Below are 19,822 nucleotides of genomic sequence, written 5' to 3' on the forward strand. Positions count from 1 at the left end.
ATTGGTCTTTTTGAACAATGAAGCCGCCACTCGTTCGTAGCTTCCGGAGCCTGGCCGGCCAGTTTCTGGTGTTCCAGTTGCTGGTTGTCGCCGTGGTATTGGTGGCGGTGGCCGCGGTTTCGGTGGCGCAGTCGACGCGAGAGTTCCGTGACGTCCGCGGGCAGCGGATGATCGCCGTTGCCGAGAACATGGCGTCGACGCCCGTCGTGAGGGATCGTTACGCCGACCCGTTCGCGGCGAAGGTGCTGGCGCCGGAGGTGGATCGCGCCGTCGCGCTGTCGGGTGCCCGACTGGCGGAGATCCTCGACCCGGCAGGCACCGTGCGCGTGTCGACGGACCCGTCGCGGATCGGCGTTCGAATGGATTTGGCCGCGAGCCGTGCCGACGACGGCAGGGCGTGGTTCGGCGATGCCGACGTCGACGGCGTGCACAGCCTCGTCGGCCAAGTCCCGATCCTGTCCATCAACGGTGACGTGCTGGCCATCGCGTCGGTCAGCGAGCCGTACCCGTCGGTGTGGGAGCTGCTCAGTGGCGCCGGCGAGCGGCTGCTGTTCTATCTCGGTTTGGGTGCGGTGCTGGGCCTGTTGGCCTCCTGGCTGCTGTCTCGGCGCATCAAACGGCACACCCGCGGGTTGGAGATTGCGGAGATCGCCGGCCTGGCCGATCACCGGGAAGCGTTGCTGCACAGCATCCGTGAAGGTGTAGTCGCGGTGAACAACGAAGGCGTCATCACGCTGTTGAACGACAGCGCGCAGGAGTTGCTCGGCCTGACGGGTGAGGCGGTGGGCTGCCGCGTGGACGGCGTCGGACTTGACCCCGCGGTGGTTGAGTTCCTGCTGTCGGGCGAGGACGGGCGCGATGTGGTGATCGCGACGCGTGCGCGGGTGCTGGCGTTGAACCGGCGGGCCGCGACGAGCCAGGGGCAGCGAATCGGCACGGTCACGACGATGCGTGACAGCACAGAACTTGCTGCGCTGCAAGGACAGTTGTCGTCCCACAAGAGTGTGACCGACACGCTGCGGGCTCAGACGCACGAGTTCGCCAACCAGTTGCACACCATTTCCGGGCTGGTCCAGCTGGGTGAATACGATTCCGTTCGCGATCTGGTCGGCACACTGACGCGGCGGCGGGCGGAGATCAGTGACGCTGTCACCCAACGAATTTCGGATCCGGCGGTGGCTGCCCTGCTGATCGCCAAGACGTCGCTGGCCGCCGAGAGCGGTGTGTCGCTGGATATCGCACCGGACTCGCATCTGGCAGCGCTGGATCCCGCGCTGGCGACCGATGTGATCACGTTGCTCGGCAACCTGGTCGACAATGCCGTAGACGTGTCGGTGGGCGCTGATCCCGCGAAGGTGGCCGTCGGAATCGACGACCGCGACGGCTTGATGATCTCGGTGGCCGACTCGGGTCCTGGTGTGCCCGAACACCTTCGGGAGGAGATCTTCGCACGCGGTGTCACATCGAAGTCCGATGTGCCAGGAGGGCGTGGTATCGGTCTGGCGCTGGTACGGCTGGTGACCGCGCAGCACGGCGGAACGGTGACGGTGAGCGACGGGCCGGCGGGCGGCGCGTTGTTCGTGGTGCGGTTGCCTATTGGGACGCCTGCGGTGTCGGCGGAAAAGGCCGCTCATGCGTGACGTGCTCGTGGTCGACGACGACTTCATGGTCGCCGAAATTCACCGCCGCTTCGTCGAACGGGTCGACGGCTTCCGCACGGTCGGCGTCGCGCGTACCGGGGCCGAAGCGCTGTCTGCGGCGCGTGAGCTCCGGCCGCAGTTGATCCTGCTCGACGTGTACCTGCCCGATATGACAGGCCTGGAAGTGTTGCGACGGTTGCGATCCGAGGGCGATGGCGTCGGCGTCATCATGATCACCGCCGCTCGCGAGTTGGACACGGTGAGCGGCGCGCTGGACGGCGGAGCGGCCGACTATCTGATCAAGCCGTTCGAATTCTCCCAGTTGAAGACCAAACTGGAGGCGTTCGCGGCTCGCGCCGACGCGTTGGAGAACGCCGCCGGCGCGGACCAGTCGTTGATCGACACACTCTTTGGACGACCTGGCTCGGCGACAGAGGACGCGCTGCCGAAGGGTCTGGGCGTCGAGACCGGCCGGTTGGTGCTTGACGCAGTGCGCGCAGCCGGCGAGGTATCGGCAACGGAATGCGCTGACTTAGTGGGAATTTCGCGGGTCAGTGCCCGGCGCTATCTCGAGCACTACCTCAGCACCGGCGCCTTGGAGTTGCGGTTGCAATACGGCGTCGGGCGGCCCGAGCGGCGTTATCGGTTAGGCGGCGTGTAGGTCGGTGAGTTCGACGCCTATGCGGATCTCGACTTCGCTGACCGTGATCAGTGCAGCGCCGGGTAGCGGGGGCGCTGTGGAGCGATACCGGGCACCCGTCGGTGTGACGAATTCGGCTGTGTGCACACCGTTCTCGTCGGATGTGCTCACGCGCCAGCCGGGTGTTTCTTTGGTGTAGTTGCACCGTTCGCACTCCCCCAACCCGTTGACCGCACTGGTGGGGCCGCCGCGGTTACGGGGGGTGGCGTGATCGCGATGCCGAATCGGCGCATCACAGTACGGGGTGCGACAGGTTCGGTCGCGCACCCCGATAAACGCCGCCAGACCTTTGGGAAAGAACCGCGATCGCGACTCCATCGCCACCAACGCCCCACTCCTGGGGTGCCGATACAGCCGCCGCAACGTCGCCAACGACCGGTCGTCGACGACCGCATCACGCACCAGCCGTTGCGCCAGCGACGCCGGAATCGGGCCATACCCGTCGAGCACGGCAGGTGCGGTGTCTTGGCCCCACAGCGCCTGATCCGACATCACCACATTCAGCGCCACCGGCGCAGGCTCGTCAGCGGGCTTGCCGGTCACCCGTTCATAGGCGGTGTCGGCCATCACCTGCCCCCGCGAACGCTCATCAAAGGTGGTGTCGGCCGCCCGTTTCAGCGCGGCATACATCCCCACCCCCTGGGCCACCGGCAGCAGCACGGTCACATACGTCATGCAATCGGGTGCCGGGCGGATCGTCACGGTGCGATCCGCCTCCGCCTTGCCCGCACGGTCGACGACCGCTTGGGCATCGAGGCGGCAGGCGATCTCTTTAGCCTTCGCGGTGATCCGGGCGTCGCCCTTGCCCTCGAGCTCGCCGACGTCGCCGCACAGCTCGGCATCCAAGATCGCGCGGTCCTCAACGCTCAGGCAGGCCGACTCGCGCGCGATCAACGTCGCGCGCCACTCCGACAGCGCCCCGCACTGCAGGGCGGCCAACGTGTGCGGCATCTCGTGCACCAGTGCTTTGGCCAATCCCAGGTGCTGGCCGCCACGTTTCGGGGAATCCCGCCGCGCCAACGCCACCTCGCTCGCCAGACCCTTGCCTTGGTTGGCCGCGGGTACCCCGGCAGCGGCCTCCGCCGTCCGGCGCTTGTCGTCCAACGCCGCCGCCGCGCGCGCCTGACCCGCGGCCGCGGCCGACTTCACCCGCTCCAACCACGCAATACGCTCGATCAACGCGACCTCATCGGCATGCGCATCCACCGCCGCCAACACCACCGCATCGAACATACATTCGATACTAGAAGAGGGGTCCGACAAAAATCACCACGTCCCCGTGAGCCGGTCGCGATAGGCGCGTCCGTCGGGGTCGTAGAACATCCGGTACGCCGGCGCCGCCCACAGTCGGGTGATCAGCCCAAGGCGTTCGGCTTTGTGCGCCCGCAGGCGACCGGGTGGTCGCGGCCCGACCCGGCCAGACGCATGCCACGCATCCAACGCCTCTGCCGCCGCCACAATCTCCTGCACCGCCGTCCCGGGATCGACCAGCCCACCGTCTTCACTGCCGTCGGCCGCGCGGTCCAGGTGCTCGCGCATCAGCCGCATTCTCAGGTCGCGGCCGAACTCACCATCCGAATCGAGCACGGCACAAGACAACTCACTGTCGTGTGTCCACGACCTCCGATTGAGGTTGTCGCTGCCCACACATGCCCAGGTGTCGTCGACAACACACGCTTTCGCGTGCACGTACACCGGGGTGCCCTCGAGGTTCTCGACATCGAACACGTGCACTCGCTGCGAACTCGCCTCGAAACACGTCTCGAGCGCTTGGCGTCGGCCAATCTGGTTCGGCGGCAAGGAAAGCCGACCATCGACGTCGGGATGCCGGGGAATGACGGCGACGAGATGCAGATCCGGGTTATCCCGCAAGGCTTGGGCGAACAGTTGAGCGACCCTCTTCGACCACAGATACTGGTCTTCGACATAGATCAGCCGCCGCGCCCGCGGCACCACCTTGTTGTAAGCGCGTGCGATGCTGCGTTCACCGTGCGGGGCGAAGTCGTACTCGAAGTGCGCATCGGGATATGTGCGCAACACCTGGACGGCATGGGGTCCGCACGCCGGTGGATCCGGAGGTTGCTCCGGCAGTTCTCCAGGGGTCAAGTTCGCGCCGCGCAACTTGTCCTGAATCCACGCGATCGGTGACAGCATGTCCAGCGGCGCCGGATCGTTCCAGCGTTCACGGAACGTCAGGTCGAGCGCGCCGACGGCAGGTCCTTGCACCTTCAATTGCACGTCGTGCCAAGGCGGATGGTCACCGTACTGCTTCGCCATCTTCACTGCCTGCGGATCACCGCGGTGCGAGGAGTCGTCGCGGCGTGAGTGGCACAGGTCGATGCCGCCCGCGAAAGCCACATCACTCGAAGGCGCGTTCGGATGCCGGATGACGACGAGCTTCTGGTGATGCGAACCGCCGAACCGGACGCGCTGATCCAGCAGCACCTCGCCGCCTGCCTCTTCGATCCGTTCGCCTAGATGCTGGTTCTCCTCCTCGCTGTAGGCGAACTTGTCCAGGTGCGACCGCCACACCAACCCTTTGACGACGACGCCGCGCTCGGCCGCGCCGCTGAACAACTCCGCGACCGTCGGCCCGTCGTCGCGCATCTTCTCGTCCGGGTCGCCCCGCCAGTCCGTGAAGAACAAGTAGTCGCCGGCGCGCATCGCCTCGACTTCGGTGACCAGATGGTCGAAGTACGTCGCTCCGTGGATGAGCGGCTCCGCACGATTGCCCTCACACCATGTCGGCACCTTGGATGACGGATTACCGCGTTCAGCGTCCGTGAGGAACCAAGCGGCCAGGTCTGACATCTCATGGGGTTGCCCAATTGACGCTGAAGTTAAGCGTTGCGCTACAGCCTGCGCTTGAGCCGATCGAGATACGAGCGGCCATCCGGGTCATAGATCAACCGGTATGCAGGTTCGGCCCACAGCCGGCTGAATGGGTCGGGTCGCTCGGCCTTGTGCGGCCGCAGCCGACCGGGCGGTCGCGGGCCCAAGCCTCCCGATTCATGCCACCTGTCCAACTCCTGCGCCGAGGCGACGATCTCTTGGACCGCAGCGAGCGGATCGGCCAAACCGCCATCTTCGCTTCCATCTGCGGCCCGATCCAAGTGCTCGCGCAACAGCTGCAACCGCATGTCGCGCGCAAACACGCCATCGGTGTCCACCACTGCGCAAGACAGCTCACTGTCGTGCGTCCACGACCGTCTGTTGAAGTTGTCGCTACCGACACAGGCCCAGACATCATCGACCACACACACTTTGGAATGCACGTAAACCGGTGTGCCCTCGCGGTTTTCGACATCGAACACGTGCACCCGTCCTGGGGCGGCACGGCGGCACGCTTCGATCGCAAGATGGCGCCCCACCAGAGTCGGAGGCCTGCCCAGGCCGCCCTCCAAGTCAAAGAACCTTGGTACCACCGCAACCAGCTGGAGCTGCGGGTTGGCCGTCAACGCGTCGACGAACAGCTCGGCGACCTCTTCGGACCAGAGATATTGGTCCTCCAGATAAATCAATTGCTTGGCGCGCCTGACCGCCTTGGTGTAGCCACGCGCGATGCTGCGTTCGCCGCCTTTCGCGAACTCGTAGTGGAACAACGCGTCGCCGTAGGTCCTCAACACCTGCACCGCGTGTGGTCCGCACCGGGGCGGATCGGGTGGTTGATCCGGCAGCGGACCGGGTGTCACGTCTGCGCCCTGAACCTTGTCGCGTATCCACCCGAACGGGTTGAGCAGATTCAGCGGAGCCCGAGCCGTCCAGCGTTCGCGAAACGAGGTGTCCAGCGCACCGACCACCGGACCGCGTAGCTGCAGCTGCACGTCGTGCCATGGCGGGTTCTCACCGTAACTGCGCGACATGCGCACCGCCTGCGGATCGCCGCGGTGCGATCCGTCATCGCGGCGCGAGTGGCACAGGTCGATGCCACCGGTGAACGCAACGTCGCGCTCAGGCTGATTCGGGTGCCGAATGACGACCAGTCGCTGATGATGCGAACCGCCGATGCGGACCCGCCGATCGAGTAGCACCTCACCACCGGCGCGCTCGATCGCCTCGCCGAGGTGGCGATTCTGCTCCTCGTTGAACTGGAGCTTGTTGGGCAGCGAACGCCACATGAGTCCCTTGACGATCACTCCGCGCTCGGCGGCCGCGCGGAACAGTTCACCCACGGTCGGCCCGTCCTCGCGCAACCTCTGGTCGGCGTCGCCTCGCCAGTCCGCGAAGAACAGATGATCTGCCGGCCCAAGCCCCTCGACTTCGGTGACAAGGCGATCGAAATACGTCGCCCCGTCTACGAGTGCCTCCGCCTGACTGCCCTCGGACCACGCCGGCAGATCCGAATCCGGATTGCCGCGTTCCGCCGCCGTAAGCAGCCAGTCACTGGGGTCTGTCATTAGGGCTACAACTATCGCAAAACCAGCGACGATGGGCGCATGGCGCGTCGTTTCCTCTCGGTGATCCTTGCGCTTGTATTGCTCACCGGTTGTGCGCCCGGCGCGCTGCCATCCGAATCACCAACGACGACCACCGAAAGCGCCAAGGCCGACGCCGTCATGCGCATCGTGCGCGACACGATGGCGCAGGCGCATCTGAAGGCCGTGATCGTCCGTGTGACCGTCGACGGCAAGGAAGTCGTCACGCAGGCGCTCGGCGAATCGATGACCGGCGTACCCGCCACCACGAACATGCATTTCCGCAACGGCGCCGTGGCGATCTCGTACGTGTCCACACTGCTGCTCAAACTCGTCGACGAGAAGAAGGTCAGCCTCGACGACAAGCTGTCGAAATGGCTGCCGGAGATACCCAACGCGGATCGCGTCACGCTGGGCCAGCTCGCGCAGATGACGTCGGGCTACGTCGACTATGTCATCGGGAACACGGCGATGAACGACGCCTTGTACGCAAACCCGTTCCGGCGCTGGACCGTCCACGACTTGCTGGGCTACGCCACCTCCAAACCGCTGCTCTACGAGCCCGGCACCAACTGGAATTACGCCCACACCAATTACGTGCTCCTCGGCCTCGCGCTGGAGAAGGCGACCGGCGAGGAGATGTCGAAGCTGTTGTCCGACAAGGTGCTTCGCCCTCTCGGGCTGACCAACACCGTCAACTCGCTGACGCCCGACATCCCTTCGCCGGTCCTGCACGCGTTCAGCTCTGAGCGTCGTGCTTTCCTCAAAATCCCGACGGGGACACCGTTTTACGAGGAGACGACCTTTTGGGATCCGTCATGGACCATCACCCACGGCGCGATCCAGACGACAAACATCTACGACATGGAGGCGACCGCGGTCGGCATCGGTTCGGGCAAGCTGCTGACCGCCGACTCGTACAAGAAGATGGTCTCCACCGATCTGCGCGGCAAAACCCACAAACAGCCGGGATGCACCACCTGCGACGTGATGACCGACGTCTACACCTACGGATTCGGAATCGTCATCTCCGGAAACTGGCTGCTGCAGAACCCGTTGTTCTCCGGGTACGCCGCGCTCGAGGCCTATTTGCCGTCACAGAAGATTGCCATCGCCGTCGCGGCCACCTACGCGCCGGAAGCCTTCGATGACCAGGGCGATTACCACAACCAGGCCGATACGCTGTTCCGCAGAATCGCCGCCGAGGTCGCCCCTGAAGATGCGCCACCGATGCCACCACCGAAATAATGGCGAACGTGGCGCCGAAGGTTCTCTTCATCTACAACGAGCACCTCGCGACCGAGGCACTTCTCGGCGAGACGTTCACCGAACAAGGCTTCGACGTCGACACGTTCGAAGTCGTGCCCGCCGAGCGGATCGACAGCCCCGCCCTTGACGTGGCATTCCCCGACCCGACTGGATACGACGTCATTGTCCCGCTGGGCGCGCGGTGGCCCGTATACGACGACGCGTTGCGCAGCACCTGGGTAGGCGGCGAAACGCAAATGCTGCGTGACGCCGCCGACGCCGGTGTGGCCCTGTTGGGTGTCTGCTTCGGTGGCCAGCTGCTGGCGCAGGCGTTCGGCGGGTCGGTCGCGCGGTCGTCGACCCCCGAAATCGGTTGGTACGACGTCGAAACCGATCACCCCGAACTGGTGCCCGGCGGCCCGTGGTTCCAATGGCACTTCGATCGCTGGACCCTGCCGCCCGGAGCCACCGAGATAGCCCGCAACGCCAACTCCTCGCAGGCGTTCGTGCTGGGCCGCGCGCTGGCGTTGCAATTTCACCCGGAAATCGACCACGAGCTGCTCGAGCTGTGGCTGGACGACGACCGCGACGGCGAGGTCGTCGCCTTCGGCCTCAGTCACGATGAACTACGCTCTCGCACCGACGAACTCGCCGATAGCGCCGCCGCAAGGATTCGTGGTTTGGTTCGCGGTTTGTTGACCCACGTGGCGCGCCAGCCCTGCCCAAGCCCCTGAACGCGTTCGATGCCCGTATTTGGCGGGTATCCATCGGCCACACGGATTCCGTCGTACGCTGAAAATGTCCCCCAAGACGAAAACGACACCGATGAGCGGATGGAGCGGCCTCGCCCGCCGAAATGCGAGGCGCACATTCCGGGACCGCCGAGAAGCCGGCCAAGTCCTGGCGCAGGAATTGGCGTCCTACCGCGAAAAGGACAACGTTCTGGTGCTGGGCCTGGCCCGGGGCGGCGTGCCGGTCGGACGGGAAGTGGCCTCCGCCCTGCACGCCCCGCTGGATGTGTTCCTTGTCCGCAAGCTCGGTGTGCCGCAGTGGGAGGAACTGGCCATGGGCGCGCTGGCCACCGGCGGCGGTGTGGTCGTCAACGACAGCCTGGTGCGCAACTTGGGCATCAGCGATGACCAGCTACAAGCGGCGATCACACGCGAAACAGAGGAGCTGCACCGCCGCGAAACGGCCTACCGGGGTGATCGTCCACCCGTTGACCTCGCAGGCAAGACCGTTATCCTCGTCGACGACGGCATCGCGACCGGCGCCAGCATGCTCGCCGCGGTGCGGGCCGTGCGTGCGGCCGAGCCCGCAAGGGTTGTGGTGGGGGTTCCGGTGGGGCCGCCATCGGCATGCCGCCAATTGGCGGCCGAAGCCGATGAGGTGGTGTGCGCGACGATGCCGCCAGGGTTCGAAGCGGTCGGGCAGGTGTTCGAGGACTTCCACCAGGTCAGCGACGACGAAGTGCGCGAATTGCTCGCCACGCCAACGGTTTAGCGGCGGTTGCTGTCCTCGTCGGCGGCCTCGTCGTCATGATGTTCGGTTGGAACGGCCGTGGTTTCGGCCTCGCTCTCGTCGTCGGCCTCCGCGACGGGCGCTTCGTCGGGATAGTCCTCGACGTACTCGCTCTCGGATTCCTCAACTTCGGCCGGCGCCTCGCCCGCGTCGCCTCTGGACCGCTCCCGCAGCGCATCGATGATTAACAGCACTACGCCGATGACGCTGGCGCCGATACAGACCCACGCGATCAGCTCATTGCTGGTGACGACGGCGGTCACCAGGGCCGCGAGACCGATAACGGCAAGGACGAGCGCAACGATCAGCATTGACCAACCCTAGGTTGAAGACGCCCGGTTTACGAGCGTTGCGGCTAGTTGTTGCCCCGATTGAACTGGTTGAAGCCGCCGCCCTCGCTGTTGGCGCTGGAGTCGACCGGGGCGGCCGAACCGCGCTGGCCGAGCTCCTCGAGCTGGGACTCCAGGTAGGTCTTCAGGCGGGTGCGGTACTCGCGCTCGAAGGTGCGCAGCTGTTCGAGGCGGCCTTCCAGCACGGTGCGCTGCTGGTTGATGGTGCCCATGATCTCGGAATGCTTGCGCTCGGCGTCGGCCTGCAGGGCGTCTGCCTTCTCCTGTGCCTGACGCAGCTGCGCCTCGGAGCGCGTCTGCGCGTCGGCCAGCATCGCGTCGGCGCGCTGACGGGCCTCGGCGACCGTCGTCTCGGCGGTCTGCCTGGCCTCGCTGACCATCGCGTCGGCCTGGGCACGCGCGTCGGCGAGCAGCTTGTCCGACTCGGCCTTGGCGGTGCCGGTCAGCCGGTCGGCGGTGTCCTGCGCAAGGCTGAGGACCTTCGCGGCCTTCAGATGCTGGTCCTCGCTGACGGGCTGCGGCGCAGGCTGCGGCGGTGCCTCGTAGACGGGCTGTGGCGCAGGGGCGGGTTCCGGCTCGGGCTCATATAGAGGAATGGCCTGCGTCGGCTGGGCGCCGCCGCCACCGGATCGGGCCGAGGCCAGCTCCTGGTCCATCTCGGCTACCCGCTGACGCAGGTCCGCGTTCTCTTCGATGAGTCGAGTCAGCTCGTTCTCAACCAAATCGAGAAAGGCGTCGACCTCGTCCTCGTTGTAGCCGCGCTTGCCGATGGGCGGCTTGCTGAACGCAACGTTGTGGACGTCGGCTGGTGTCAGCGGCATTGTCTGCCCCCTTGAAGTCTGGACCGTCAACCGATCTCAAAGTGTAGAGCCTTACTGGAACGTAACTGGCGTCCATCCTGTCACACCAGACCCGGCGGTTGCAGGAGAGGCCGATAATTAAGAGCGAATTTCAATCATTCGACAGAGTTCTGGGCCCGAATATCGAACCCGGCAAACGCCCGACGGCGAAGGCCGCGATCGCCAAAGCTGCGGCGGGAAGCGGCTTCTCAGGCCGCCGCGTTCGCCGCGTTGAATGCCAGTTGCATGCCGATGAAGGCCACGAGCAGCAGCACCATGATCGACAGATCGAACCGCACCGCGCCGATCGTGAGCTGCGGAATGATGCGCCGCAGCAGTTTCACCGGCGGATCCGTCACCGTCATGATCACCTCGAGGACCACCACCGTCACACCCTTGGGGTGCCAGTCGCGGGAGAACGAGCGGATGAACTCGACCACGACACGGGCAATCAGCAGCAGCCAGAAGGCGAACAGCACGAAACCCAGGATGTTGAAGAACGGCGCCAACTGAGCAGACCTCACTACGGGCAGATGTGTGACTTTGACAACAGCGCTCGCTGCTGGTCAGCCCAAGCGCGAAGCCAGCCTACCTGTCCGGGTTAAGACCTACTGATAGGCGTAGAAGCCGGCCTCCGCGATGCGCCTGCGCTCCTCGGCGGAGACGTCGATGTCGGCCGGTGACAGAAGGAAGACCTTGGTGGCGACCTTGTCGAACGAGCCACGCAGCGCGAATGCCAGTCCGGCGGCGAAGTCGACGAGGCGCTTGGCGTCGGCGTTGTCCATCGACACCAGGTCCATGATCACCGGGGTGCCGTCGCGGAAGCGTTCGCCGATGGTGCGGGCCTCGCTGTAGTCCTTCGGGCGCAGCGTGGTGATCTTCGACAGCGGGCTGCCCGCCTCGAAGAGCTCCGCCATTCGGCGTGGATCCATCGCAAGCGCGCCGCGGGTGGAGCCCCGCAGCGAGCCGAACCGCGGTGCCGGCCGGTCGAACTCGCGCGGGCCTCGCAGCCGGGGCTCGAAACGGCCGTCCTCGTATCCGCCCCGGTAGCCGCCGGGCGGTTCGTCGTAGTCGCGGCTACCCAACCGGTCCTCGTAGCCGCGGCCGTACCCGTCGTCGTCGAAGCGATCCTCGCGGGGGCGGCGCGAATAGCCACGTGACGGACTGCGATCGTCGTCCTCGTAGTACTCGTCCTCGTAGTCCTCCATCGGGGCCATCCCGAAGTAGGCCTTGACCTTATGAAGTGTGCTCATCGCTCGACCCTTCCGATGACCTTTGGCTCTGGTGTCTGTGATGAAGATGTGACTGGAGTGACTACTCATGGTGACGTTAGCGGTCGTTGCCCCAATAGCGCGGTACCGACACGCACACACGTCGAACCGTGTCTTACCGCGCTCTCGAGGTCGCTGGACATTCCCGCCGACAGCCCGAGCTGCTGGGGATATGCCTGTTGCACGCGCTTGCGCTCCTCGGCCAACCGCGCGAACGCCTCGTCGGGATCGGCGTTCAGCGGCGGGATGGCCATCAGCCCGACGAACGCCAAACCCTCGGCGTCATTGACGGCGGCGCACAGGTCGTCGACGGCCTGCGGCGCTCCGGCGTCGACGCCACCCCTGCTCTCGTCACCGTCGAGGCTGATTTGTATGTAGACGCGAAGTGGCTCGGCGCGGCGGCCCTCTGCCATCGCCTGGCTCGCGGCCCGGTCCAGTGCGGCGATGACCTTGCCGCTGTCGACGGAGTGCGCGGCGTACGCCCAGTCCGCGATCGAGCGCGCTTTGTTGCGCTGGATCCGCCCGACCATGTGCCAGCGAATCGGCGGAGCATCCGGCAGGGCGTTTATTTCGGCAGCCTTATTCGACGCTTCTTGTTCGCGGGATTCACCGAATTCGAGACACCCTAAACGGCTGAGAATTAGTACATCGGTTGCCGGAAAGAATTTGGTAATCGGCAGTAATTCAATTTCGTCGACATTCCGACCTGCCGCTTGCGCCGCGCGCGCGAGGCGGGACCGCACGGCCTCGAGTGCCCCGGCCAGTTCGAGCTCGCGCGCGGTCGTGGTCATTCCATCCACACCAACGACGCCAGCCGGCCGGTGGGCGCGTCGCGCCGATGACTGAACAGGCTGCGGTCCTCCACCGTGCAGCGGGGGTCGACATCGATGGCCGTGACGCCCAAAGCCGTTAGTTGCCTGGCGATTCCGGCCCTCAGGTCCACCCCGGGCGTGCCACGCGACGTTGTTGTGCGACTGCCGGGCAAGGCGGTCTCGACCTCGGCCGCCATCGCCTCGGGAACCTCGTAGTTGCGCCCACTGACCGCGGGGCCCAGCAGCACAGAGATGTCCTCGGCACGCGCGCCTGCGTTCACCATCGCCTCCACGGTGCGGGTGACGACGCCAATCTGCGCGCCGACCCGTCCCGCATGCACTGCAGCCACCACGCCGGCCCGCGCGTCGGCCATTAAAACCGGAACGCAATCGGCGGTTACCACCGCCAAAGCCAATCGCGGTGTGGTGGTTAGCAATGCGTCGGTTTTGTCGATGGCGCCGCCCGGCGGTTCGTCGACCACCGCGACGTGATCGCCGTGCACCTGGTTCATCCAGACGATGCCGTCGTCCCCCAAGCCGATCGCCTCGGCCAGCCGTTTGCGGTTGGCGGCCACCGCAGCGGGGTCGTCGCCGACGTGGTCGCCGAGATTGAAGGTGTCGAAGGGTGGCGCGGAAACGCCGCCCGCGCGGGTGGTGGTCACGCGCCGTATACGAGCGGTCACGGTGCGAGGGTATTACCGCGGGTCAGTGGCGCATGAAGGGCGGCACGTCGACATCGTCGTCATCGTCACCGCCGATGCTCACCGTCGAACCGTTGGTGTGCACGGGCACGCTGACGGCATCGGCCGGTTCGAACAGCGGCGAAGTGACCTTGCCTGCCTTGCCGGGTGCGATCGCCTGGGCGCCTGCTCCGACGACGGGCTTTCGGCTCGGGCCGCTGGCCTCGAAGCCGGCTGCGATGACCGTGACGCGAACCTCGTCGCCGAGTGAGTCGTCGATGACGGTGCCGAAGATGATGTTGGCCTCGGCGTGGGCGGCTTCCTGTACAAGCGACGCGGCCTCGTTGATCTCGAACAGGCCGAGGTCGCTTCCGCCCGCGATCGACATCAGCACGCCCTGGGCACCTTCCATCGACGCCTCCAGCAGCGGCGAGTTGATGGCGATCTCGGCCGCCTTGAGCGCCCGGCCGTCGCCGCGCGCCGAGCCGATGCCCATCAGCGCCGTGCCTGCGCCGCTCATGATGCCCTTGACGTCGGCGAAGTCGACGTTGATCAGGCCGGGCGTGGTGATCAGATCCGTGATGCCCTGCACCCCGTTGAGCAGCACTTCGTCGGCGCTGCGGAACGCGTCCATCAACGACACCGCGGCATCACCCATCTGCAGCAGCCGGTCGTTGGGGATGACGATCAGGGTGTCGCAGCTCTCCCGCAGCGACGTGATCCCGTTCTCGGCCTGGTTGCTTCTGCGCTTGCCCTCGAAGGAGAACGGCCGGGTCACGACGCCGACCGTGAGCGCGCCCAGCTTGCGGGCGATGGTCGCGACGACGGGCGCACCGCCGGTGCCGGTCCCGCCGCCCTCGCCAGCGGTGACGAACACCATGTCAGCGCCGCGCAGCAGCTCCTCGATGTCGTCCTTGGCGTCCTCGGCGGCCTTGCGTCCCACCTCCGGGTCCGCGCCGGCACCCAGGCCGCGGGTCGAGTCACGACCGACGTCGAGCTTGACGTCGGCGTCGCTCATCAGCAGCGCCTGGGCGTCTGTGTTGATGGCGATGAACTCCACGCCCTTGAGGCCCTGCTCGATCATCCGGTTGACGGCATTGACGCCGCCGCCGCCGATACCGACCACTTTGATGACGGCTAGGTAATTATGCGGGGGGGTCATCGCTCGCCTTCCTCCCTGGTGGACATCTGGTGGCGGTCCCCTGGCAAACCCTCAACCTCAACCATAGGCTTAGAGTTATGTCAAGTTGTTCCGCGCAACCAGAACGGTAGGGCGACCCCGCGGGCTATCCATGCAGGCGCGCCGACGCGTCCGTCAAGAATTTCTCGTTTTTCTCGCGCCGGCGACTACTTGACCGTCGGCAAATCCGGGCTCGACACGTCGTAGGTGCGGCCGGGCTGGGTGAGCAGCGCGCCCAGTTTGAGCGCCTTCTCCTCGGTGCGGTCGGTCGTCCCCCAGACCACGGTGCGCCCGTCGATGAGCTGCAAGGTGATCGACGCCACCGAGGGCGCCGCGACGCGAGCCACCTGACCGGCCACCTCGGGCCGCAGCGCGGTCATCACCTGCAATGCCGCCTTCGTCGGTGGATCGCTGGGCCCGGGATTGTCGGCGTCCAGATATGGCACGCCCTGCGGAGGCGGCGGCGCGGTCGCGAAGTCCACGCCGTCGCGGTCGAACAGGTGCGGGCCGTCGGGATAGTCCTTGACCACCACGGGCACCCGCTCGATGACCGTGACGCGCAGAGTCGACGGGTACTGCCGCTGCACGCGCGCGCTGGCCACCCGTCGGATAGCGGCCACGCGCTCGGCGACGGCGTCGGTGTTGACCTGCAGCAGTGGCGTGCCTGACTTGACCGCCGCGGCAGTGACGACCTCGTCCTGGGTCACCACCGACAGGCCGGTGACGACGATGTTGCGTGCGGACATGATCGGCGTGAAGTACAGCAGTAGGCCGATTCCGACGACGAGGACGCTGATCAACGCCGACCACATCAGCACTTTCAGGCCCCGAACTACCGCTCGTGCTGGCTTTTTCGTCTCCGCCGAGGGTCCGCTCAGCGCCCGGCGCTTGGCCTCCCGCCTGGCGTTTTCTATCGCGGTGGCGCGGGCCTGCGCTGCGCGTCGTTCCTCGCGTTCCCGACGCGCCCGCCGCCGCGGCCCCTCGAAGTCGTCGGCGGCAGCGGCCGGCTGCGTCGGTTCGTCGGTCGCGGCTTCCGTCGGCGCTTCGGGGAGCGCTTCGCCGGTGTCGGTGTCGTCGGGCTCGGTCATCGAAATCCCGTCCCTGGCCGTCCCGGTGCGCTGCGGTTGGCCTTCACCTGCAGCGCGGTCAGGATTTCGTTGCCCAGCATGGTGACGTCCCCCGCGCCCATGGTGACGACGACATCGCCGGGATACGCCGCCGCTGCGACCTTTTCGGCGACTGCGGAGAAATCCGGCACATAGGTCACCGGTGTGGTGACGTTCTCGGCGACGGTGGCTCCGCTGACACCGGCGATCGGCTGCTCGCGTGCCGCGTAGACGTCGAGGACGAACACCTCGTCCGCGGAGTCAAGGGCCTGGCCGAACTCATGCGCGAAAGACTGTGTGCGGGAATACAAGTGGGGCTGGAACACGGCAATCGACCGACCGGTGCCGGTTTGCTCGGTAACTGTCCGGACCGCGGCCAGCGTGGCACGCACCTCGGTCGGATGGTGCGCGTAGTCGTCGAACACCCGCACTCCGTTCGCGGTGCCCACCAACTCGAAACGTCGACGGACACCTTCGAAACCCGCCAGGCCGTCGAGCACGCTATCGGGCTGCGCACCGACTTCCATCGCCGCCAGCAGCGCCGCAAGCGCGTTGAGCGCCATGTGCCTGCCCGGCACCGCGAGCCTCATCACCCGAGGGTGCTGCTCGCCATGTAGCTGCACGTGCGCAACCGCACCGGTACCTTGCTGCTCCCAGTCCACCAGTGTGGCGGCCAGCCCGGCGTCGGGCTCACTCCCGTAGCGCAGCACCCGGATACCAAGCGCCGCAGTACGTTCGGCCAGGCCGGCGGCACCGGGGTCGTCGGTGCAGACGACGAGCGCGCCACCGGGCTTCAGCCTTTCGACGAAGTCGTCGAACACCGCGCTGTACGCCTCGGCGCTGCCGTAGAAGTCCAGGTGGTCCGCCTCGATGTTGGTCACCACCGCGACGTCGGGGGTGTATTCCAGCAGTGACCCGTCGCTCTCGTCGGCCTCTGCGACGAAGCAATCGCCGCTGCCGTGGTGAGCGTTGGTGCCGGCCTCGCCGAGATCACCGCCGACGGCGAACGATGGATCAAAACCGTTGTGCTGCAACGCCACAATGAGCATCGATGTCGTCGTCGTCTTGCCGTGCGTGCCCGTGACCATCAATGTCCTATGCCCGGCCATCAGCTTGGCGAGCACCACCGGGCGCAGGATCACGGGGATACCGCGGCGGCGCGCCTCGACCAGCTCAGGATTCGTCTTGGGAATGGCGGCGTGCGTGGTGACGACGGCGGTCGGCCCGCCCGGCAACAGGTCTAGCGACGACTCGTCGTGCCCGATCCGGATGGCAGCGCCGCGTGCGCGCAGCGCCACCACGGCCCGCGACTCCTTGGCGTCCGAACCCGACACCTGGCCGCCGCGGTCCAGCAGGATGCGGGCGATGCCCGACATGCCCGCTCCACCGATGCCGACCATGTGCACGCGCTGCAGCTCTTCAGGCAGCGAATTGCCGTTCATCGCTTGGACTTTCGTGCGTCGCGGGCGACCTCGAGTGCGACTTCGGCGACGCGCTGCGCCGCATCGCGGTGTCCCGCGAGCGCTGCGGCCGCCGTCATCGCCTGCAACCTGGCGCCGTCGTTGAGCAGACCGGCGACCGTGTCGGCGACGAAGGACGGCGTGAGGTCGGCATCGTCGACAACGAGCCCTCCGCCGGCGTTGACCACCGGCAGCGCGTTGAGCCGTTGTTCACCATTGCCGATGGGCAGCGGCACGTACACCGCGGGAAGGCCGACCGCCGTCACCTCGGCCACCGTCACCGCCCCGGACCGGCATACAGCGACATCGGCCGCAGCGTAGGCCAGGTCCATCCGGTCCAGGTACGGCACGGCGACATACGGCGGATCCCCATCGGCCGGTTCGCGCAGATCCAACGTGTTCTTCCGGCCGTAGGCGTGCAGCACCGAAATACCAGACGCAGCAAGGTCTTTGGCAGCGGCGGCCACGACCCGGTTGATCGACTGGGCGCCCTGGGATCCGCCGAACACCAGCAGCACCTTGGCGTCGTCGGTGAACCCGAAGTGTTCGCGAGCCTCGGCCCGCAGCGCCATCCTGTCCAAAGACGTGATCGCCGTGCGCACGGGGACGCCGACCACCTCGACGCGCCCAAGTCCCGGGTCTTCGACCGCCGACAGCACACGCTGCGCCGACCGCGCTCCCACCCGGTTGGCCCAACCGGCGCTTGCGTTGGCCTCGTGGACGACCACGGGAACGCGGCGGCGGGCCGCCAGGTACGCCGGGAGTGCGACGTAGCCGCCGAACCCGATCACCACGTCGGCGCCGACCGCTTCGAGCACCGCCCGCGTCTCCTTGACCGCACGCCGCACCCGTAGCGGCAGTCGGGCCAAGTCACCCGACGGCTTTCTCGGCAGTGGCACCGGGGTGATCAGTTCGAGGTGATAGCCGCGTTCGGGTACCAGCCGTGTTTCCAAACCCCTGTTGGTGCCCAGTGCGGTGATACGTACGTCCGGGTCGATCGCCCTCAGCGCGTCGGCCACGGCCATCGCCGGTTCGACGTGCCCGGCGGTCCCACCGCCGGCAAGGACCACCGAGATGGAGCCCATCACCCGTAACGCTGACCTTCCAGTGCGCGAGCCCGCCGGCCCCTGTCGTTTCGACCGACTCCATGATGCCCTGAGCGCCGCGCCGCCCGGTCAGCCGGATGGGGTTTGCGTCGCTGGTCCTTGGCGGGCTTGCGGGCGGGTGGGTCTTGCCGGCGCTTGGCGGGCTTGGCGGGCTTGCTGTCCGGCCGCGAGCGCAGCCGATCGCGCAACGCCTCGGTGCGCGTCGGAACATAGGGCTCCGGTAACGGCAGCCGCAGCAGGCGGTTGACCCGGTCGTCGCGACCGGCCCGCAGCGCAGCAACCGCCTCAGGCTCGTGCCGCGCCGCGTTTGCCATGATGCCGATGATTAAAAGTGTTGTTGCCGTTGATGTTCCACCAGCCGATATCAGTGGCAACTGCAGACCGGTGACCGGAAGAAGGCCAACGACATAGCCGACGTTGATGAACACCTGGCCCAAGACCCACAGCGTGGCGGTGGCGGTCAGTAGCCGCAGGAACGGGTCGGCTGAGCGGCGGGCAATGCGCATACCCGTGTAAGCGAACAGCCCGAACAGAATCAACAGGCCGACCGCTCCGACGAAGCCGAGTTCCTCGCCGATGATCGCGAAGATGAAGTCGTTGTGGGCGTTGGGCAGGTAATTCCACTTCGCCGTGCCCTGGCCCAGGCCATCGCCGAAGACACCGCCGTTGGCCAGCGCGAACCGGGCCTGGCGGGCCTGATAACCCGAACCCTGTGCGTCAGCGCCGGGGTTGAGCCACGACTGCACGCGATCGGAGCGATAACCCTCGGAAACCGCCAGCACGGCCGCCGACACCATGGCGGCAAGCAGGGAGCTGACGAACACCCGCAGCGGCAGGCCGGCGTACCACAGCAGGCCGAGCAGGATGATGCCAAGCGACACAGTCTGCCCGAGGTCGGGCTGGGCGACGATGAGCGCCAGCGCGACGACGGCGGCCGGCACGAGCGGGATCAGCATCTCGCGTAGCGATGCCCGCTCGAGCCGGCGCGCGGCGAGCAGATGCGCACCCCAGATCGCGAACGCGATCTTGGCGAGTTCGGAGGGCTGCATAGAGAACCCGAAGAACACGAACCAACCGCGAGACCCGTTGGCTTCCTTGCCGATTCCGGGGATCAACACCAGCACCAGCATTGCGATTGTCAGCGCGAAACCGGTGAAGGCCAGGCTGCGCATCATCTGTACCGGCATGCGCAGCGCGACGTAGAAGGCCAGTAGGCCGATCACCGTCCACAGCACCTGCCGGCCGAAGATCGCCCACGGGGAACCGTCTTCGTCGTACGAGTGCACACCCGACGCCGATAGCACCATGATCAGCCCCAGCGTGATGAGCAGCGACGTGATGGCGATGATGAGGTGAAACGACGTCATCGGGCGGCCCAGCCATGCGCCGAACCGGGTGCGCGGGCCGCGGCCCTCGGTCGCCGTTTCGTCGGCCGGTGCTCCGGTGGCCGCATTGGTTCTCCGGTGCCGTAACCGGGTCAGGATATTGCTCACG

Annotated in this window: 19 protein-coding genes; 5 read left to right on the forward strand and 14 right to left on the reverse strand. The window is 66.5% G+C overall.

Going from position 1 to position 19,822, the window contains the following annotated elements; all coding sequences use genetic code 11:
* Nucleotides 1–17: 17 nt before the first annotated feature.
* Entirely contained in the window at nt 18–1,640 is a 1,623-nt protein-coding gene (locus ACWW36_RS25940; RefSeq protein ID WP_456138803.1) for an ATP-binding protein, read from the forward strand.
* A complete protein-coding gene (locus ACWW36_RS25945; RefSeq protein WP_456138804.1) occupies nt 1,633–2,301 on the forward strand; it encodes a response regulator in 669 nt (222 codons plus the stop codon). Before ACWW36_RS25940 ends, ACWW36_RS25945 begins: the two co-directional genes overlap by 8 nt.
* On the opposite strand, the gene ACWW36_RS25950 is transcribed toward ACWW36_RS25945, so the two are convergent.
* From ACWW36_RS25950 to ACWW36_RS25960, 3 genes are read right to left on the reverse strand one after another with little or no spacing between them, the layout of a single operon-like run.
* Nucleotides 2,287–3,573, reverse strand: a complete 1,287-nt coding sequence (locus ACWW36_RS25950; protein ID WP_456138805.1) for an HNH endonuclease — start codon at nt 3,571–3,573, stop codon at nt 2,287–2,289. The two genes, ACWW36_RS25945 and ACWW36_RS25950, sit on opposite strands and share 15 nt — an antisense overlap.
* A gap of 33 nt (nt 3,574–3,606) precedes the next feature.
* Nucleotides 3,607–5,151, reverse strand: a complete 1,545-nt coding sequence (locus tag ACWW36_RS25955) for a phospholipase D family protein (RefSeq protein ID WP_456138806.1) — start codon at nt 5,149–5,151, stop codon at nt 3,607–3,609.
* Between the two features lie 41 nt (nt 5,152–5,192).
* On the reverse strand, nt 5,193–6,737 hold the full coding sequence (locus ACWW36_RS25960; RefSeq protein WP_456138807.1) for a phospholipase D family protein: 1,545 nt from the start codon (nt 6,735–6,737) through the stop codon (nt 5,193–5,195).
* Nucleotides 6,738–6,776: 39 nt separating this feature from the next.
* Here ACWW36_RS25960 and ACWW36_RS25965 point away from each other — a divergent pair, with 39 nt between their 5' ends.
* The 3 genes from ACWW36_RS25965 (at nt 6,777) to ACWW36_RS25975 (ending at nt 9,506) form a co-directional block, all read left to right on the forward strand.
* On the forward strand, nt 6,777–8,003 hold the full coding sequence (locus ACWW36_RS25965) for a serine hydrolase domain-containing protein (RefSeq protein WP_456138808.1): 1,227 nt from the start codon (nt 6,777–6,779) through the stop codon (nt 8,001–8,003).
* Nucleotides 8,003–8,737, forward strand: coding sequence for a type 1 glutamine amidotransferase (locus tag ACWW36_RS25970; protein ID WP_456138809.1), 735 nt, complete (start codon nt 8,003–8,005; stop codon nt 8,735–8,737). The genes ACWW36_RS25965 and ACWW36_RS25970 overlap by 1 nt, the downstream gene beginning before the upstream one ends.
* 91 nt (nt 8,738–8,828) lie before the next feature.
* Complete coding sequence (locus ACWW36_RS25975) at nt 8,829–9,506, forward strand: phosphoribosyltransferase (RefSeq protein WP_456138810.1); 678 nt, start codon at nt 8,829–8,831, stop codon at nt 9,504–9,506.
* Here the strand turns inward: ACWW36_RS25975 and ACWW36_RS25980 are convergent.
* The 11 genes from ACWW36_RS25980 to ftsW all read right to left on the reverse strand — a co-directional run bounded on the left by ACWW36_RS25980 (nt 9,503) and on the right by ftsW (nt 19,821).
* A complete protein-coding gene (locus ACWW36_RS25980; protein ID WP_456138811.1) occupies nt 9,503–9,835 on the reverse strand; it encodes a DUF308 domain-containing protein in 333 nt (110 codons plus the stop codon). The two genes, ACWW36_RS25975 and ACWW36_RS25980, sit on opposite strands and share 4 nt — an antisense overlap.
* Before the next feature lie 44 nt (nt 9,836–9,879).
* Nucleotides 9,880–10,695 (reverse strand): DivIVA-like cell division protein Wag31, encoded by an 816-nt coding sequence (wag31, locus tag ACWW36_RS25985; RefSeq protein ID WP_456138812.1) that lies wholly within the window; start codon nt 10,693–10,695, stop codon nt 9,880–9,882.
* A 227-nt stretch (nt 10,696–10,922) separates the two neighbouring features.
* Nucleotides 10,923–11,222, reverse strand: a complete 300-nt coding sequence (locus tag ACWW36_RS25990; RefSeq protein WP_456142627.1) for a YggT family protein — start codon at nt 11,220–11,222, stop codon at nt 10,923–10,925.
* A gap of 99 nt (nt 11,223–11,321) precedes the next feature.
* Entirely contained in the window at nt 11,322–11,966 is a 645-nt protein-coding gene (locus tag ACWW36_RS25995) for a cell division protein SepF (RefSeq protein WP_456138813.1), read from the reverse strand.
* A 65-nt stretch (nt 11,967–12,031) separates the two neighbouring features.
* Nucleotides 12,032–12,775 carry a YggS family pyridoxal phosphate-dependent enzyme gene (locus ACWW36_RS26000; RefSeq protein ID WP_456138814.1) on the reverse strand — a complete coding sequence of 248 codons (744 nt, stop codon included), beginning with the start codon at nt 12,773–12,775 and terminating at the stop codon, nt 12,032–12,034.
* On the reverse strand, nt 12,772–13,479 hold the full coding sequence (gene pgeF / locus ACWW36_RS26005; protein WP_456138815.1) for a peptidoglycan editing factor PgeF: 708 nt from the start codon (nt 13,477–13,479) through the stop codon (nt 12,772–12,774). Before pgeF ends, ACWW36_RS26000 begins: the two co-directional genes overlap by 4 nt.
* 22 nt (nt 13,480–13,501) lie before the next feature.
* Nucleotides 13,502–14,638: a cell division protein FtsZ gene (gene ftsZ / locus ACWW36_RS26010; RefSeq protein ID WP_456138816.1), complete on the reverse strand. Its 1,137-nt coding sequence runs from the start codon at nt 14,636–14,638 to the stop codon at nt 13,502–13,504.
* Nucleotides 14,639–14,823: 185 nt separating this feature from the next.
* On the reverse strand, nt 14,824–15,744 hold the full coding sequence (locus tag ACWW36_RS26015; protein ID WP_456138817.1) for a cell division protein FtsQ/DivIB: 921 nt from the start codon (nt 15,742–15,744) through the stop codon (nt 14,824–14,826).
* Nucleotides 15,741–17,204 (reverse strand): UDP-N-acetylmuramate--L-alanine ligase, encoded by a 1,464-nt coding sequence (gene murC, locus ACWW36_RS26020; RefSeq protein ID WP_456138818.1) that lies wholly within the window; start codon nt 17,202–17,204, stop codon nt 15,741–15,743. Before murC ends, ACWW36_RS26015 begins: the two co-directional genes overlap by 4 nt.
* Nucleotides 17,201–18,307: an undecaprenyldiphospho-muramoylpentapeptide beta-N-acetylglucosaminyltransferase gene (gene murG, locus ACWW36_RS26025; RefSeq protein ID WP_456138819.1), complete on the reverse strand. Its 1,107-nt coding sequence runs from the start codon at nt 18,305–18,307 to the stop codon at nt 17,201–17,203. The genes murC and murG overlap by 4 nt, the downstream gene beginning before the upstream one ends.
* Nucleotides 18,307–19,821 carry a putative lipid II flippase FtsW gene (gene ftsW, locus ACWW36_RS26030; RefSeq protein WP_456138820.1) on the reverse strand — a complete coding sequence of 505 codons (1,515 nt, stop codon included), beginning with the start codon at nt 19,819–19,821 and terminating at the stop codon, nt 18,307–18,309. Before ftsW ends, murG begins: the two co-directional genes overlap by 1 nt.
* Nucleotide 19,822: the final 1 nt, after the last annotated feature.

This window comes from Mycobacterium sp. MMS18-G62 (assembly GCF_053877835.1).

Bases quoted from the DNA above. Each gene is read 5' to 3' on its own strand.
- ACWW36_RS25950 (WP_456138805.1), bottom strand. From the start codon at position 3,573: ATGTTCGATGCGGTGGTGTTGGCGGCGGTGGATGCGCATGCCGATGAG.
- ACWW36_RS25980 (WP_456138811.1), bottom strand. From the start codon at position 9,835: ATGCTGATCGTTGCGCTCGTCCTTGCCGTTATCGGTCTCGCGGCCCTG.
- ACWW36_RS25995 (WP_456138813.1), bottom strand. From the start codon at position 11,966: ATGAGCACACTTCATAAGGTCAAGGCCTACTTCGGGATGGCCCCGATG.
- ACWW36_RS25965 (WP_456138808.1), top strand. From the start codon at position 6,777: ATGGCGCGTCGTTTCCTCTCGGTGATCCTTGCGCTTGTATTGCTCACC.
- ACWW36_RS25940 (WP_456138803.1), top strand. From the start codon at position 18: ATGAAGCCGCCACTCGTTCGTAGCTTCCGGAGCCTGGCCGGCCAGTTT.
- ACWW36_RS25955 (WP_456138806.1), bottom strand. From the start codon at position 5,151: ATGTCAGACCTGGCCGCTTGGTTCCTCACGGACGCTGAACGCGGTAAT.
- ACWW36_RS25960 (WP_456138807.1), bottom strand. From the start codon at position 6,737: ATGACAGACCCCAGTGACTGGCTGCTTACGGCGGCGGAACGCGGCAAT.
- ACWW36_RS25945 (WP_456138804.1), top strand. From the start codon at position 1,633: ATGCGTGACGTGCTCGTGGTCGACGACGACTTCATGGTCGCCGAAATT.
- ACWW36_RS26000 (WP_456138814.1), bottom strand. From the start codon at position 12,775: ATGACCACGACCGCGCGCGAGCTCGAACTGGCCGGGGCACTCGAGGCC.
- ACWW36_RS26015 (WP_456138817.1), bottom strand. From the start codon at position 15,744: ATGACCGAGCCCGACGACACCGACACCGGCGAAGCGCTCCCCGAAGCG.
- murC (WP_456138818.1), bottom strand. From the start codon at position 17,204: ATGAACGGCAATTCGCTGCCTGAAGAGCTGCAGCGCGTGCACATGGTC.
- ACWW36_RS25970 (WP_456138809.1), top strand. From the start codon at position 8,003: ATGGCGAACGTGGCGCCGAAGGTTCTCTTCATCTACAACGAGCACCTC.
- ACWW36_RS25975 (WP_456138810.1), top strand. From the start codon at position 8,829: ATGAGCGGATGGAGCGGCCTCGCCCGCCGAAATGCGAGGCGCACATTC.
- murG (WP_456138819.1), bottom strand. From the start codon at position 18,307: ATGGGCTCCATCTCGGTGGTCCTTGCCGGCGGTGGGACCGCCGGGCAC.
- wag31 (WP_456138812.1), bottom strand. From the start codon at position 10,695: ATGCCGCTGACACCAGCCGACGTCCACAACGTTGCGTTCAGCAAGCCG.
- ftsZ (WP_456138816.1), bottom strand. From the start codon at position 14,638: ATGACCCCCCCGCATAATTACCTAGCCGTCATCAAAGTGGTCGGTATC.